Raw genomic sequence first — 15202 nt, 5'->3', positions numbered from 1 at the left:
TCTCCCTGCGGCTGGGCACCGTGCTGGCCCTTCCTGATCGCCAGCGCCGCGCAGGGAGCAACCATGACCAGCAGCATGCGCGCCCTGCTGATGCGGACCGGGCCGGCCGACCGGGCCGGCCTGCTCGCCGCCGTCTACCTCATCTCCTACAGCGGCGCGGCGATCCCGGGCCTCGTCGCCGGTCAGCTCTCCTCCAGCCTCGACCTGTTCACCATCGCCGTCGGCTACGGCGGGCTCGCCGCAGTGGCCTGCGTCCTCACCCTCGCCACGGCCCGGAACCCAGCACCGCTGCCCCCAAGCCGAGTCATCAGCCCGAGCCGTCGTCACGGACCTCTGATCTGCTCCGCGGGGGGGGCCCGACATCCGCCACCAGACGGCATCGTTTCGGTCGCCGTCGACCTTCGTACTCAATCCGCCGCCCAGGGACCACGGTGCCCGCACAGCCGCGTCGCCTGCTGAGCTGAGATCGAGGCAGCCAACGCGCCTGCACGCCAGCTGAGGATCGCAGGGTCCTGGCAGCGTGGCGGAACGGGAACACGACCGGCCGGCTGCGGCGAAACTTCCCCAAGGGCGCCGACCTGTCGCGATGGACCGCCGAGGAGATCGAGGCCGTCGCCGCAGCCCTAAACGGCGGGCGGACAACGCTCGGATGGAGGCCCCCCGCCGAAGCCCTGAGTGACCACCAACTCTCGGCCGAACAGACTGGTGCTGCGACAACCCATGGATGAGGACGTCGCACCAGCTTGGGGGCGCGAGGCCGTGTGCGGCCCGCGCCTCAGTGGCCATGGCGCTCAGGAGTCGACTCCTTCGCCAGCCGCCCTGCGACACGCCTAGCACGTCGCAGAATCGCCGTCCAGGTGTAGCAGTGCCGACATCGGACGGGCCGACCCTGGTGGCATGACGGCCAGCCTGTACGTCACCGGCACGCACGTTGCGTCTGTCGAGCGTCAGTCCCTTCGAGACGGCCGGGACCTCAATCGCGTGGTCAACGTGGCTCATGCGGTAGCCCGACCCGTCGTGGACGGCCTTGCAGCGTCGGTCTGCGGCGTCCTGGTAACAGCGATCGCGGACATGGACTGGCGAAACCGTTGCACAGTTCCGCGGTGCGAAGAGTGCGAACGGATCGCCGCATGACGGCTACCGAAGGCCACCCAGCGTTCGTCGAGCTCGACCGCCGGGTGGTCCTACTCCAGCAGACGGCCGCACTGCTGAATCGGAGGTTCAGTGGGTGGCGTCCCCGCGAAAGGCCACACAACTTCAGCGCCGAGCAGCGCACCGTCGCCTCTGGGCCGACCGCATCCGTGACCACCTGCGCCAGCAAGCAAGGTAGACGCGCTCACCAGTGACCGCTCTGCCTGAACTGGAGATGTACAAGATCAAGTGCCACGCAGACCCGTGAATGAGTGAGCTGCAGGCGCGCGTCAGCGCGGGGCGGGCGGAGCCCGTCCATCCAGTCCTTCTGCAGTCGACTTTGCCGACCGGGTCAAGAACCACGGTGTGGCCGAGCTTCTCCAGCTGGGCGACCAGCCGGCGGGTGTGCGCCTCGGTGTTGCGCCGGGTCAGCCAGTCCGCGCCGAGCTCTCGGTAGGGCTCGTCGTTCTTCAGCATGTAGTAGGCCGAGACCAGGATTGAGTGGGCGACCGCGACCTGAGCGCGGCCCATGCCGCGCCGGGCGGTGAGCCGGGCGTGCTGGGCCGACAGGTGGTTGGTGCCCTTCATCCGCCCGACCGAGCCGGCGGCCTCGACCAGCATGTGGTTGAGCCACTTGTTTCCGTGCCGGGTGCCGGCCGGGCTGCGCTTGCCCGCCGACTCATAGATCGCCGGGGCCACTCCGGCCCAGGCGGCCAGGTGCCCGGCCGAGGGGAAGCGGGACATGTCGGCGCCGGTCTCGGCGATGATCACCTGGGCGACCTTTTCCCCCACCCCGGGAATGGTCTGCAGCAGCTCGAGCTGGCGCGCCCACGGGGCGAAGGCCTCGCGCAGGACCGCATCGAGCTCGGCCAGCGCGGCCTCGACCGCATCCAGACGGGCCAGGATCGAGCGGGCCAGCCGCGCGTGGTTGGCGTCGAAGTGCCCGATCAGCGCATCGGTCAGCTGCGGAATCTTGACCCGCATCCGGCCGCGGGCCAGTTCGGCCAGCGCCCGCGGATCCCGCTCGCCGTCGATCATCGCGGTCAGCATCGCCCGCGCCGAGACGGTGGTCAGGCTGGAGGCCACCGACGAAAGCTTGATCGAGGCGTCTTTCAGCATCAGCTCCAGCCGGGTCGCCTCGCGGGTGCGATCGCCCATCAGCTGCTCGCGGTAGCGGGTGAGCATCCGCAGTCGGCGGATGTCCGGCGGTGGCACGAAGCTCGGGCGCAGCAGCCCGTGCTCGAGCAGTTGGGCGATCCACTCGGCGTCCTTGATGTCGGTCTTGCGCCCGGGGACGGCCTTCATGTGCGCGGCATTGAGCAGCCAGGCCTCCATGACCTCTTCCAGGCAGTAGAACGGCGCCTTCCAGTAGGTCGAGGTCGACTCCATCGCCGCGATCGTCACGCCTTCGCTCAGCAGCCAGTCCCGCATGACCTGCAGCGAGCGGGTCATCGTGGAAAACGTCCGCGTCTGCGCCCGCCGACCACCCCGCGGCCCGGGCGTGCGCACGCACACCGTCAGCGTCTTCTTGCCGATGTCGAGCCCGGCAACGCGCTCGTAGAGAACTTCCACCCCGGATCCCCTCCTACGGCCGACGACCGATCGGGCGTCGTCCGGAGGGCCCTCAAGCCAAGGACACAGACCCGCGCGCTCGCAGCAGCAATCAAGGGCACCCGAGGACCCCGCGCCAAACACCTCAGCGGGCTCTCCCGCACCAGTGACAGACGACGTCGCCGGACGACAGAGGCATTCTCATCGCCAAGGGCTGCAATCAAGATCGCAAAGGATTACACCTCATGCACTCCGGCGCAGCTGACTCGTTGTGACGAGTTCGCCGACGCCGACAGGCGGAGCTAGGCCGCCTCGCCGGGGTGTGTGCTCCTGCCTTTCGAACCAGGGCAGTCCGGTCACCAGATGACTTCGACGGCGCCGGTCTCAGCGACCGCGGCGATGGCGCGATCCTTCGTGCCCAGCGGAGCCCCGTGATGGATCGCCGCAGAGTTGATTAGCCGGTCCCATGGGTCGCGGAGTGCGGCCAACTCCGCGGAGTCGAAGTGGGCCACCGCTGGGGCCGTGATCGGGACCGCGCTGGTGGTCGAGCTCGGGTCCTCCGTGACCGCACAGATGCGTCGGACGTCGTCTGGGCTGAACCGGCCGGCTCGATGGAGGTAGTGCTGGTCAAGTCGGCTCGCCAGGGAGACGGCGATGCCGCCGTCGGGGTGGTGCTGGGCCGCTCGAGCGTTCCCGGGCCGCGTACTCAGGCGCTCGTCGGCCTCGAGGAATTAGAAGACGTTGCGGAAGTAGGTCGTCGGGCTCTGGCCGTCCCTGAGCGATCGGCACAGGGTGCGGGGCATGTCGTCGTCGGTGTCTTCCCCGCCGCCGCGGCTGATCAGTGACGAGTTGTGGGCGCTGGTCGAGCCGCTGATCCCGCCCCAACCTCCGGCGGTGCACGGCCGCACCGGGCGGCCACGGACCTCTGATCGGGACGTGCTGGAGGGCATCGCCTTCGTGCTGTCCACCGGCATCGGCTGGACCAAGCTGCCTCGCGAGCTCGGCTACGGGTCGGGCTGGACCTGCTGGCGCCGGATGCACCAATGGGCCGACGCCGGGCTCTTTGACCGGCTGCACCAGGTGGTGCTGGACCGCCTCGGCGAGCAAGGAGAACTGGACTGGTCCCGAGCCAGCCTGGACTCGGTCAGCGTCCGGGCCAAAAGGGGGGTGCACTGACCGGCCCCAACCCCACCGACCGGGGCAAGCGCGGCACCAAGTACCACCTGCTCGTCGACGCCACCGGCCTGCCGCTAAACGTCGTGGTCTCCGGCGCCAACCGGCACGACAGCATGCTGGTCGAGCCGATCCTGGACTCGATGCCGGCGATCAAGCGGGGCGGCCGCGGCCACCCGCGCCGGCGACCGGTCAAGCTGCACGGCGACAAGGGCTACGACAACCCGCGGGTCCGCCGGTACCTGCGCCGCCGCGGAATCACTGCTCGGATCGCTCGCATCGGTCGGGACCCCAGCCAGCGCCTGGGCCGGCATCGCTGGGTCGTCGAGCGCACCATCGGCTGGCTGCTGTCCTACAAACGACTGGCCCTGCGCTACGACCGCACCGCCGCCACCATCTGCGCGCTGGTCCGACTCGCCGTCACTCTCATCTGCGCCCGACGACTCACAGCGCACTAACGCAACGTCTTCTTAGACGAGTGCATGTCGTGTCAGCGACGCCCCTCACCGATCGGCAGAGGTCGGGCCCGACTCGACGTCCTCCACCGCGAGGCGGCCGGCAGCTTCGAAGTCCTTCCAGGACACCTGACGGACCTCCCCCGGAGCACGCCATAGACCCGGCGGATCTGCGGACGTTCGACCTGGGCCACGATGCGCAGGTGCGCGCCCCGGCTACACCATGGCGCGCAAGCTCCTCGGGTGCGATGCCGCCGTTAGTACCCACCACGACCTCGAAGCCCGCGTCCGCACTCATCGCGTCGAAGGGTCACACGGTCAGACGCCGAAGGAAGGACGACCGGAGGATCACCGGAGGTCCACCGGAGGATCACCGGAGGATCACCGGAGGATCACCGGAGGATCACCGGCGACGCTAGATCCATGACGACGCGAGCGGCACAGGATCGGCATTCCGACCGCGATCCGCTCCTGACCGTCGCGCAGGCCGGCGAGTACCTCGGTACCGGCGAGCGGTTCATTCGCCGGCTCATCACCGAGCGCCGGATCGACTACGTCAAAGTCGGCAAGTATGTGCGCCTGGAGCGCTCGACGCTAGACGCCTTTGTGGATTCCGGCCGCGTCCACAGCCAGCGGTGATCGTCGAGGACGCGAGCTGAGGTACCCGTCAAGGTCTCGACGTGGCCAAGCGGACGTTCGGGTCGGTCGACCGGCTCCCGAGTGGCCGCTACCGCGCCCGGTACCTCGGCCCTGATGGTCGGCGCCACAGCAAAATCCTCGGCACCAAGGCCGACGCCTGGGCGTGGCTGGCAAGTCAGCAGACCGACCTCCTGCGGAAGAGCTGGCGAGCGCCGAACGCCAGCAGCCGCGCCGTCGGCGAGTACGCCGAGGACTACCTCGCCCGCAATGACCTCCGCGAGGGCACCCGCGTCCTCTACGCCGGCCTGTGGCGTCACCACCTCGCCGAGCCATGGGCGGACGTTCCCGTCGGCGAGGTCACCCCCGCCGCCGTCCGCTCCTGGCACGCCAAGGCCGGCCGGACGACGGGCCCGACAGCACTGGCGCAGTCGTATCGGCTCCTGCGCGCCATCCTCAACGTCGCGGTTGCCGACGAAGCCATCGCGTCCAATCCATGCCGGTTGCGGGGCGCCGGCACGCCCAAGGCCACCCGGCCGTCTCGCGCACTCACCGCCGCAGAAGCACTGCAGCTTGCCGATCAACTAGGGCGGGACCGGAGGACCGCTCGCTACCGCGCCCTGCTGCTCGTCCTCGCCTTCGGCGGGCTCCGGTTCGGTGAAGCCACGGCCCTGCGCCGATCCGACGTCCTGTCTGGCGGCCGGCTGCGCGTCGAGCGTTCGGTGCGACGCGTTGGCGGCCGGTGGGTGCTCGGCGAACCGAAGACCGACGCCGGACACCGGACGGTGACCCTCCCCGCCGCGGTCGCGGCGGTACTGGAGGAGCACCTGGAGAAGCACGTCCCGACTCCTCCGGGCGCCCTCCTGTTTGGCACCAGTACCGGCGGCTACCTCGCCCGCAGCAACTGGAACTCAACCTTCCGCCGCGCCGCCGACGCCATCGGGTTGCCGCCGGTCCGGCCACACGAACTCCGTCATACCGGCGCCACCCTGGCCGCTGCTACCGGAGCGACCACGAAAGAGCTCATGCGCCGGCTCGGTCACTCCTCCCCCGCCGCCGCGCTCCTCTACCAGCACGCCGCCGACGACCGCGATGCCGACATCGCCCGGGCCCTTGACGCCATGCTCGGTGCTATCACCAAGGCACCGGAGAGCAACGGCGACCAGCGGCCGGAGTGATGCCGACCGAGAGGCGATTGGTCACATAGTGGTCACGTGGACCCTCTTGGGGAGCGCAACAAGCCGCTTACCAGCGCCTATAGGTCTACAGCGCCCCGCCTTCCAAGCTGGCCGTGCCGGTTCGATCGCCAGCTGCCACGGGCGGTCCTGCGAGCGGCCACGGTGGTCACACATCGCCGATCGGGGATCAGACTGACGACAACCACAACGGACTGCGCCTCATCACCCGGAAGTGGCGGCGGGTGTCCGGCTGACCTACGCCGGACATGACCGACGTCTCCCAGCTCGAGCCAGCAGTTGACCGGGACCAGGCTGCGAGGTCGTGGCGTACCCGGCCCACATGTACCGCGGCTGCGCGGTCCGAAGGACCAGCCCCGCCTGGACGTCCTCGTCGACACACTCGCCGATCGCGTGACGCACCGGCGGTACCCATGATGCTCACGTGACCCCTCGTCCCCGCACCGGTGTCCGCGGTGTGGTGGTCGCTGCGGTCCCGGATGTCCCTCCGGGGCCAGGCGGGGTGCACGCTGCTCGCCGGTGCGACGGTCGTGTCGGGGGTCCTGGCGTTCACCTCCGTGGACGACCTGCAGTGAGCCGTCGACGTCCATGTCACCCGCGGCGCCGACCCGGTGCTCCACGCCAGGAACGTGGTCGCCCCGGTCGGGGCGGGGACGTGCATCGCGACGGGCGCGGTGCGCCGGCCCCAGCTGCACCCGGATCCCGCATGCCCGAGGCACGCGACGTCGTGGTCCCGTTGCACCCCGTCCTGCCCGGACCGCCTCGGATGGGGTCCTCCGGATGCCGTGGGGCCGAGGGCGCCCCGCCTGGACATGGACGGGACCGTTGCGGGCCGGCCGCCGCGGACCCCGACCCCGCCCCCCGGCGTCGCCTCGCTCCCGTCGGGAGCGGTGCCAGCCTCTCCCCGGATGATTGCGCCTCGTGACGGCGTGCGCCCGGTACGGCTGACACCGGGGTGACCGGCCTCGTACCCCGGGTCCGGGACGCGCTGCGGGCGGGTCCTGTCGTGGTCTCGCTCGGCATCGCCGTCCTCGGCCTGGCCGCGTACGGCGTCCTCACCGTCGCTGCCCGATCGCTGACGGCGGCGGACTTCTCGACGTTCGCCGCGGCGTGGTCGCTGCTGTTCGCCGTCTCCGGCGGGTTCTTCCTCCCGCTCGAGCAGGAGACCACTCGCGCCGTGGCGGCGCGGCGCGCTCGCGGGCACGACATCGGTCCGGCCGTGCGGCGGGTCGCGATCCTGGGCGCGGTGGTCGTGACCGTCCTCACGGTGCTGCTCGCAGCTCTGTCCGGGCTCCTCCGCGACCGGGTCCTGGCGGGTCGATCGGAGCTGCTCGCCGTCCTCGTCGTCGCCTTCCCCGTCCTGGCCGGGCTCCACGTCGTCCGGGGCGCCCTCGCCGGCACCCGCCGCCTCGGCTCCTACGCGCTGGTGCTGTCGGGCGAGGGCCTCACGCGACTCGTCGCCGTGGTGCTCCTCGCGGCGGCCGGCGCGGCGACGACCGGCTCGCTGGCCCTGGCCGTCGCGGCAGCCCCCCTCCTGGTCATCCCGCTGGCGGCAGCCCGCGTGCCCCGCGGCCGGGGCGCGCACGTCCCCGGGGCGTGGCCGGAGGTCACCCAGAACCTCGCCTGGCTGGTCGTCGCCTCGGTGGTCGCGCAGGGTCTGGCCAACGCCGGGCCGATCGTCCTGCAGGTCATCGGACCCGCCGACGCGGACCTCGCCGGCCGGTTCCTCGCAGCCTTCGTCGTCGTCCGGCTCCCGCTGTTCTTCACCGGGGCACTGCAGGCTTCCCTGCTGCCCCGCCTGGTCCACGCGGCGGAGCGGAGGGACCGCTCCGCGTTCATGCACGCGCTCGGCCGCGTGCTCGCCCTCGTCGGCGTGCTCGGTGGAGCCGCGCTGCTGGTGCTCCTGGCGGCGGGGCCGGCACTCGTCTCGCTGTTCTTCGGCCCGTCCTACGTCGTCGCACGGCTGGACATGACGGTGCTCGGAGCGTCCAGCGTGCTCCTCCTGCTCGCCGCGCTGCTCCAGTCCGCGGTCGTGGCCCTGCGCGGGCACCGCACCGTCGCCCTCTGCTGGGCGGCCGCAGCCGTGGTCTTCGTCGCCGGCTGCACCCTGCCGCTCGAGCCGCTGCTGCGCGTGGAGGTCGCCTACGTCCTCGCGTCACTCGTCGTCGTGGGCGCGCTGCTGGCGGCCCTGATCCGGGTCCTACCAGCGATGATGCACGGCGAACCGTCTACAGGAGGATGACCACCGTGCGCATCTTCGCCGCCACCAGTTACGGCTCCCACACGCCGATGACCGGGGGGCGACTGCGCCGCGAGCACCTGCTGGCGGGGTTGGCCGGACGCGGTCACTCGGTCGACCGGCTGACCCTCGACGCGCGACCGGGGCCGGCCTCGGGTACGCGCAGCCTGGTCGCGGCGGTCGATCTCCGGATCGCCGGCCGCATCCGACGGGCCGACGTCGTCCTGCTGGCCGACGTGTTCACCGCTCCGCTGGTGCCGGCCGTGCGGCACGCGGGGGTCCCCGTGCTGCTCGACCTGTGCGACAGCCCCTACCGTCTGCTGGCCGAGGCGCCTCGGGACACGCCCGCCCGGTGGGCGGTCCAGGTCTTCGCGAGTGCGCAGCTGCTCGCGGTCATGCACGGGCTGGTCCCGATGGTCGGCAGGCTGACGTACATCTCCGAGCTCGACGCCCAGGTGGACCGGCGGACCGTGCGCCGGCTGCCTCCCCACAGCCTCGTGCACAACGGCATCGCCGCGGAGCTGTTCGAGGTCCCGCTCGACGTCGACGACCGCGGCTACATCGGGTGGGCGGCGGACTGGGACTACCCGCCCAACCAGGACGCCCTGCGGTGGTTCGCCCGGGAGGTGGCCACGGTGCTGCCGGAGTCCGTCCTCGACCGGGTGCGGTTGTTCGGTCCCCGGGACCCCCTGCCGTCGCTGGGCCGTGCCCGGGGCCGCCTGCGGTACGCCGGCTTCGTCCCGAGCCTCTCGACCCTGTACCGGGGGGCCGCCCTCCTCATCGCCCCGACGCTGTGGGGAGCGGGCATGAAGAACAAGGTGCTGGAACCGCTCGCCGCGGGACGGCCGGTCCTGACCACCCCGGCCGGGGTCGAGGGTGTGCCGGTGCACATCGCGAGCGTCGTCGACGTCGCCGAGGCCGATCCCCGGACCTTCGCCCGGGCGATGGAGGCAGCTGTGCAGGCGGCCCCGTCGCCCGGCCAGGCGGCACGTCGGCGGGAGTCGGTGCGGCCGTTGACCTGGCCCAGCGCCGTGGAGGCGATGGAGTCCGCGCTCAGGGCGGTCGCCGAGGAGCGGCTCGACCGCCAGGTGTAGGGCTGCCCGACAGGGGGGACCGCGCCGGCTCCTCAGGCGACGGGTCGGTCCGGCCGACGCGCCAGCACCGCCTGCTGCCGGTACCGCGGGATGCTCACCGTGCGCGCCGCGAACCCCGAGGGCCGGCTCGTGGACTGGGGCAGCCGGAGGACCCGCCGGACGAGGAGGCCCGCCGCCGCCAGCGGGTAGGTGATGGGCGTGAGCTCCTCAGCGACGACGGTCAGGCCGGCCCGGGACAGCACCTCGTTCACCGCCGCAGCCGATCGGTACTCGCGGACGTGGGTGGAGTCCAGTACCCAGCCCGCCTGCGGGTTGCGCCGGAAGTACCAGGCACCGGGGAGCTTGACCGGCGTCTCGACGTAGACGTAGCCCCCGGGCCGGGTGATCCGGGCCAGCTCCCGGGCGAAGACCTCGTCATCGGGCACGTGCTCGATGACGTGGCAGGCGGCTGCGACGTCGAACGCGGCGTCCTCGACCGGCACGGTCCCGTCGGGCGACGTGAGGACGGTGTGGCCGTGCTCGCGGGCCAGCTCCGCGCGGACGTCGGACACCTCGTAGCCGACCAGCGCCCACGCGTCCCCGTAGCCGTCCCGCAGCCGGTCGAGCAGCGCGCCCTCGCCGCAGCCGACGTCGACCACCCGGCCGGTGGCGGCGTCGAGGGCCCGGCGCAGCAGCGGCGGCACGGTCGACTCGTCGTCGAGCTGGCGGTACGTTCGCGCGTACGTGTCCCAGTCCATCCGTCCCCTCGCCGACCGCTCGGACGTGCCCTGGCCGAGACCGCGGATGCTAGGTCAGTCGGAGGAGCGGCGGGGCCCGGGCGCCACCGGGGTGATGTTCGGGTTGAGCCGGAAGAGGTTCGCCGGGTCGTAGCGGGACTTGAGCAGCCGCAGCCGGTCGAGGTTCGGACCGAAGGAGGCCCGCACCTTCTCGGGCGCGTCGTCGGTGGCGAGGTGGTTGACGTAGGCGCTGCCCTCCATGTGCGGTTCGGCCGCGGCCCAGTGCGAGCGGAGCCACTCGGTGTGCCGCCCGGACTCCCCCGCCTCGGTCCACTGGGCGATCACGTCGACGTCCCACTGCGTCCGGCGGGCGGCGAACGCGGTCGCCTCCGGGGCGACGCGGGCCGCCGCACCGTGCACGTGGAAGAAGAGGACGGCGCTCAGCGGTGAGCTGAAGCCGGCGGCGGCCGCGACCACGGCGTCGATCAGGCCGTCGTCGATCCGCTCGGTGAACGCCGAGCGCCAGTAGCGGTGCAGCCCGTTGACGGCGTTGGGCTGGTCGAGCATCGACTGGCGCGCCACGTACGGCATGGGCGCCACGAGGTCGGCCAGCGGCGGGCCGAACTCCCGGGCCGGCCGCAGCACCCGCTCACCCTCGTCCAGCGGCCCGTTGTAGCCGAGCAGCAGGGCGATCACGGGGACGCCGGCCTGCGGGTCGGTGAGCAGCGCGCAGTAGGCCTCGGCCTCGTCGGGCAGCGTGGCGCAGAAGTCGCGGTAGAAGCGGAGCACGTCCCCGGCCCGGTCGAGGGGGTGCACGACCATGCCGCCGAGCACCTCGGGGACCGGGTGCAGGCGGTAGCGCAGCGACGGGACGACGCCGAAGTTGCCGCCACCGCCGCGCAGCGCCCAGAACAGGTCGGGCTCGCGGTCCGCGTCGACCGTGTGCAGCTCACCGTCGGCGGTGACCGCCTCGGCCGACAGCAGGTTGTCGATCGCCAGGCCGTGCTTGCCCATGAGCCAGCCCAGGCCGCCGCCGAGGGTCAGCCCGGCGACCCCGGTGTTGGAGACCGTGCCGCCGGTGGTCGCCAGGCCCGCGCGCTGCGTCTGCTCGTCCAGCTCGCGCCACAGGACGCCGCCGCCGACCTGCGCGGTGCGCGCGTCGGCGTCGACCGCGATCGTCTTGAGCAGCGACAGGTCGATCACCAGGCCGCCGTCGTTGGTGCCGTAGCCGGGGGCGCTGTGCCCGCCGCCGCGCACGGAGAGCAGCAGCCCCTCGTCCCGGGCGAAGCCGACGGCGCGCTGGACGTCGGCGGCGTCGAGGCAGCGGGCGATCGCCGCCGGACGGCGGTCGACGTCGCCGTTCCAGACCCGGCGCGCCGTCTCGTAGCCGTCGTCGTGCGGGCGGAGCAGGGCACCGTGCAGGTCGGCGGCGAGTGCCGTCAGGGCCTCGTCGCGCACGGGTCCCGGCCGGCCGGCCTCGGTGATCACCATGGTGCCTCCTCCGCGCCGCGGGGCTCCCTGCCCTCGGCATCGGCACCCTGGCAGCGGTGCCCGTGGCCAGGACAGGGCCGGAAGCCCCGGCCCGTGCGGCACCCGGAGCACGCAGCCGACCAGTGCAGTCAGGTCCGCGGCCCCGCCCTGCCTCCGAGCCGGCCGTGCTGGTCCGGTCTCCGGCACGGCTCCGCGCCTCTCGCGGTCAACCGCCCGCGAGCCGACCTGCCTCGCGTGACGGCGCGGTGACGCCTCCAGGTGCATCCTCCGCGCCGGAACACGGAAGTCAGGACAGACACGTCAGGGACACGTCGTGCAGACCGAGGACGAGACCCCCAAGGTGTTCGGTGTCGAACCGGACGTCTTCTCCGCGTACGTCGGCCTGATCGCTGCGTTCCTGGCCCTGCTCGGTATCGGTGGGGTCCTCCGCCAACTACGACAGGCGGACCGCACTGCGCTCTTCAGCGTCGTTCTGCAGATCGATGCACTCCTCGCCGGCCACACGGAACAGCGCAGGTGGATCAACGCCAACCACGGGCTCAGCCCCGAGGACCAGGCCGATGCGCCCGACATCGTCCCCTACATGGCGATCTTCGAGCGCCTGTCCGCTGCGTTGGCCAGCGGGCTGGTCAGCCGTGACTGGGTGTACCGCTTCTACTCGTCACGGCTCCGCCGACTGCTGCGCATGGCGCACGTCCGGAAGCTCCTCGTGAACCAGGCACACGGCTGGCAGTACCTCATCCGCCTGGCCGTCGAGCTCGACGCCTGGGCCAAGTACAACGAGCTGAGGCCCGTCATCGTCACGCATGCTCCGCCGAGGAACGAAGGCGACGCGGAGCCCGACACTGCCTTCCTCGCGGTGCTGAGGAGCAAGGTCGACACCAGGCAGGTCGAGGTCAGGGACGTCTGAGGGGACCCCAGCAGCACCCACCCGGATCAGATCGAGAGCACCGGTGCGCCCAGGCGGATCTCCCCGTCGGTGAGGACGTCGGCACGCAGGCCGCCGCGGTGGATGAGCGGCCGCAGGGTCCCCGGCCCGCTGAGCCGGTCGAGGTGCACGCAGGGCTCGCACAGCCGCCGCCCCTCGCACAGCACGTCCCCGATGCGGAAGCGCCGCCCGACCAGGGCGTTGACGTCGATGCCGCGGGTGAGGACGTTGCGCCGGGTGCCGGCGAAGTCCAGGTCCTGCCCGGCCGCGGCCATCTCGTCGAGGACCTCGGCGGCCATCAGGGTCAGCTCGTAGCCGGGGCGCCGTCCGGCGCGGGGGGTGAACGTGCCGGCTCCCGCGGCGTAGCGGTCGCCGTCGAGCCCGTGACCGGCGCGGGCCTGCGCGACCTCGAGCAGCTGCATCGGCGCCTCCGCGGCCGGCGCCACGGCGAGGCCTTCGACGGTGCCGCGCAGCTCCGCCCCGGCCGGCTGCCGGTGCAGCACCGGGTCGAGGGAGGCGACGGCGTGGGCCTGGCGGATGCGCAGGTCCGCGGTGGCCCGCCCCAGCAGCGCGGGCGCCTGCGGGCTGAGCACGACGCCGGGCGGCGTCCCGAAGGCCAGCACGGCGACGTCGGCACCGGGACCGGCGGGGTCCTCGACCACGGCGATCCACCACCCGGCCCACTGGAAGCGCACGGGGTCGGCGATCGGCACCAGCCCCGACCCGTGCTCGGCCAGCCAGGTCCGCCAGGCGCCCAGTGCGTGCGCCAGCTCCTCGTCGGGCCGCGGCAGGTCGGTCACCGGCACCTCGGTGACCGACGCCAGGCACGCGGCGAACCCCCGGACGAGCGCACCCGTGTCGGGTCCGGGTGGCAGTTCGACGTCGATCACGGGTCCTCCAGGAGTCCGGCCGGTGACGCCGACTGCGGCACCGGGGTGTTCCACGCCAGCATGGGCGGTCGCTGCCCGGCTCAGCTCCCGCTGACGCCGCGGAGGGCCAGGGAGACGGCCAGCGCCGTCATGACCACGGCGATGACGCCGTCGAGCACCCGCCAGGCCGCCGGGCGGGCGAACACCGGCCGGAGCAGCCGGGCACCGAAGCCGAGGCCGGTGAACCAGATCGTGCTGCCCAGACCCGCGCCGGCGGCGAACTGCCACCGGTGCTCGCCGTACGTGGAGGCCATCGAGCCCAGCAGCACGACCGTGTCCAGGTACACGTGCGGGTTGAGCCAGGTCAGTGCCAGGCAGGTGCCGACGGTGGCCGCGAGGCCGGCACGGACGCCGCCGGCGTCGGGCAGCAGCGAGCCGGGACGCAGTGCCCGTCGTGCGGCCAGCGCGCCGTAGCAGAGCAGGAACGCCGCACCGGCGAAGCACACCACCGGGATCAGCCACGGCACCTGCGACAGAGCCGCGCCGGCGCCCAGCACCCCGGCGAGGATCAGCGCCAGGTCGGAGAGCGCGCACACCGCCACCACCGCGGCCACGTGCTCGAGGCGGAGTCCCTGCCGCAGGACGAAGGCGTTCTGGGCGCCGATGGCGACGATCAGCCCCATCCCCAGCGCGAGCCCGGACGCGACGGCGAGCAGCGCCGAGGTGGTCCACACGCCGTCGACGGTAGGAACCGGCATACCCGCAGTCCAGCTCAAGTTGTTGATGCACCGTTAGCGTTGCTGTTCATGGACCTCGACCTGGCGCAGCTGCGCGCGCTCGACGCCACCGTCCGGGGCGGCACGCTGGAGGCCGCCGCCCGGGCACTGCACGTCACCCCGTCGGCGATCAGCCAGCGGCTGCGCGCGCTGGAGGTCGCGACCGGCCGGATCCTGCTGGTGCGGACCAGACCGGTGCAGGCCACCGAGTCCGGGCAGGCGGTGCTGCGGCTGGCCCGCCAGGTCGACCTGCTCACCGCCGACGTCGCCCGCGAGCTCGGCGGCGACCCGTCGCCGGAGCACGTGCCCACGCTGCCCATCGCGGTCAACGCCGACTCGATGGCCACCTGGGTGCTGCCCGCGCTGACGCCGCTGGCCGGCGACGTCTGCTTCGACCTGTACCGCGAGGACCAGGGGCACACCAGCGCCCTGCTGCGCGCCGGCACGGTCATGGCGGCGGTGACCGCGGACGCCGAGCCGGTGCCCGGCTGCACCTCGACCCGTCTGGGTGGCATGCGCTACCGGCCGATGGCCACGCCGGGCTTCGCGCGGCGCTGGTTCCCCGCCGGTGTCACGCCCGAGGCGCTCGCCTCGGCCCCGGTCGTCGTCTTCGACCGCCGGGACGACCTGCAGCACCGCTACCTGCACGCGCGGGCCGGCGACGACGTCGCGCCACCGGCGCACTACGTGCCCGCCGCGGCGGACTACGTCGCCGCCGTCACCCTCGGCCTGGGCTGGGGCATGGTGCCCGACCAGCAGGCGCGAGGGGTGACCGCGGAGCTGGTCGTCCTCGACCCGGCCGCGGCGGTGGACGTCGTCCTGTACTGGCAGCAGTGGCGGCTGCGCTCCACCGCGCTCGACCGTGTCCGCGAGGCCGTGCTGGCCGCCGCCGTCCGCGACCTCGACCAGCCGGGCGGGCCCGGGCGCTGACCGCCGCCGCGGCGGCT

13 protein-coding genes and 1 pseudogene are annotated in these 15202 nt (G+C 72.6%); 9 read left to right on the top strand and 5 right to left on the bottom strand.

The window, feature by feature from the left end; all coding sequences use genetic code 11:
* The first annotated feature begins 75 nt into the window (after window positions 1-75).
* Window positions 76-459 (top strand): hypothetical protein, encoded by a 384-nt coding sequence (locus JOD57_RS19400; protein WP_204693522.1) that lies wholly within the window; start codon window positions 76-78, stop codon window positions 457-459.
* A 68-nt stretch (window positions 460-527) separates the two neighbouring features.
* Window positions 528-728, top strand: a pseudogene (locus tag JOD57_RS27350) (IS30 family transposase); the annotation flags it as partial.
* Window positions 729-1257: 529 nt separating this feature from the next.
* Here JOD57_RS27350 and JOD57_RS19395 read toward each other — a convergent pair.
* Window positions 1258-2703 carry an IS110 family RNA-guided transposase gene (locus JOD57_RS19395; RefSeq protein ID WP_307824800.1) on the bottom strand — a complete coding sequence of 482 codons (1446 nt, stop codon included), beginning with the start codon at window positions 2701-2703 and terminating at the stop codon, window positions 1258-1260.
* 780 nt (window positions 2704-3483) lie between these two features.
* Here JOD57_RS19395 and JOD57_RS19390 point away from each other — a divergent pair.
* From JOD57_RS19390 to JOD57_RS19370, 5 genes are all read left to right on the top strand, one after another.
* A protein-coding gene (locus JOD57_RS19390; protein ID WP_204693521.1) for an IS5 family transposase occupies window positions 3484-4313 on the top strand; the annotation gives its coding sequence in 2 pieces (ribosomal slippage) (window positions 3484-3840 and window positions 3843-4313; 828 coding nt in all).
* A gap of 420 nt (window positions 4314-4733) precedes the next feature.
* The gene (locus JOD57_RS19385) at window positions 4734-4949 is read left to right on the top strand and encodes an excisionase family DNA-binding protein (RefSeq protein WP_089305213.1); all 216 of its coding nucleotides are present in this window, start codon (window positions 4734-4736) and stop codon (window positions 4947-4949) included.
* 41 nt (window positions 4950-4990) lie between these two features.
* Window positions 4991-6124, top strand: a complete 1134-nt coding sequence (locus JOD57_RS27060) for a site-specific integrase (RefSeq protein WP_204693520.1) — start codon at window positions 4991-4993, stop codon at window positions 6122-6124.
* 1024 nt (window positions 6125-7148) lie between these two features.
* On the top strand, window positions 7149-8384 hold the full coding sequence (locus JOD57_RS19375) for a hypothetical protein (RefSeq protein ID WP_204693519.1): 1236 nt from the start codon (window positions 7149-7151) through the stop codon (window positions 8382-8384).
* Window positions 8381-9475: a glycosyltransferase gene (locus JOD57_RS19370; RefSeq protein ID WP_204693518.1), complete on the top strand. Its 1095-nt coding sequence runs from the start codon at window positions 8381-8383 to the stop codon at window positions 9473-9475. Before JOD57_RS19375 ends, JOD57_RS19370 begins: the two co-directional genes overlap by 4 nt.
* A 32-nt stretch (window positions 9476-9507) precedes the next feature.
* Here JOD57_RS19370 and JOD57_RS19365 read toward each other — a convergent pair whose 3' ends face one another.
* Window positions 9508-10212: a class I SAM-dependent methyltransferase gene (locus JOD57_RS19365; RefSeq protein WP_204693517.1), complete on the bottom strand. Its 705-nt coding sequence runs from the start codon at window positions 10210-10212 to the stop codon at window positions 9508-9510.
* 54 nt (window positions 10213-10266) lie between these two features.
* On the bottom strand, window positions 10267-11682 hold the full coding sequence (locus tag JOD57_RS19360; protein WP_204693516.1) for an FAD-binding oxidoreductase: 1416 nt from the start codon (window positions 11680-11682) through the stop codon (window positions 10267-10269).
* Between the two features lie 313 nt (window positions 11683-11995).
* Between JOD57_RS19360 and JOD57_RS19355 the strand changes: the two genes are divergently transcribed.
* Window positions 11996-12592: a hypothetical protein gene (locus tag JOD57_RS19355; protein ID WP_204693515.1), complete on the top strand. Its 597-nt coding sequence runs from the start codon at window positions 11996-11998 to the stop codon at window positions 12590-12592.
* Between the two features lie 26 nt (window positions 12593-12618).
* Here JOD57_RS19355 and JOD57_RS19350 read toward each other — a convergent pair whose 3' ends face one another.
* Together JOD57_RS19350 and JOD57_RS19345 are read right to left on the bottom strand one after the other, a co-directional pair.
* Entirely contained in the window at window positions 12619-13500 is an 882-nt protein-coding gene (locus tag JOD57_RS19350) for an MOSC domain-containing protein (protein WP_204693514.1), read from the bottom strand.
* Between the two features lie 80 nt (window positions 13501-13580).
* Window positions 13581-14213 (bottom strand): LysE/ArgO family amino acid transporter, encoded by a 633-nt coding sequence (locus JOD57_RS19345; protein WP_307824799.1) that lies wholly within the window; start codon window positions 14211-14213, stop codon window positions 13581-13583.
* A gap of 72 nt (window positions 14214-14285) precedes the next feature.
* On the opposite strand from JOD57_RS19345, the gene JOD57_RS19340 reads away from it, so the two are divergent.
* Entirely contained in the window at window positions 14286-15185 is a 900-nt protein-coding gene (locus JOD57_RS19340) for a LysR family transcriptional regulator ArgP (protein WP_204693512.1), read from the top strand.
* Window positions 15186-15202 lie beyond the last annotated feature (17 nt).

Origin of the sequence: Geodermatophilus bullaregiensis, from assembly GCF_016907675.1 — a bacterium.
Taxonomy (GTDB): Bacteria; Actinomycetota; Actinomycetes; order Mycobacteriales; family Geodermatophilaceae; genus Geodermatophilus; species Geodermatophilus bullaregiensis.
Note: the sequence above shows the minus strand (reverse complement) of the source record. Positions and strands in the feature narration are given on the sequence as shown.

Excerpts from the sequence above, each read along its gene's own strand:
- JOD57_RS19400 (WP_204693522.1), top strand. The coding sequence starts at position 76 with ATGCGCGCCCTGCTGATGCGGACCGGGCCGGCCGACCGGGCCGGCCTG.
- JOD57_RS19340 (WP_204693512.1), top strand. The coding sequence starts at position 14,286 with ATGGACCTCGACCTGGCGCAGCTGCGCGCGCTCGACGCCACCGTCCGG.
- JOD57_RS19360 (WP_204693516.1), bottom strand. The coding sequence starts at position 11,682 with ATGGTGATCACCGAGGCCGGCCGGCCGGGACCCGTGCGCGACGAGGCC.
- JOD57_RS19365 (WP_204693517.1), bottom strand. The coding sequence starts at position 10,212 with ATGGACTGGGACACGTACGCGCGAACGTACCGCCAGCTCGACGACGAG.
- JOD57_RS19385 (WP_089305213.1), top strand. The coding sequence starts at position 4,734 with ATGACGACGCGAGCGGCACAGGATCGGCATTCCGACCGCGATCCGCTC.
- JOD57_RS19370 (WP_204693518.1), top strand. The coding sequence starts at position 8,381 with ATGACCACCGTGCGCATCTTCGCCGCCACCAGTTACGGCTCCCACACG.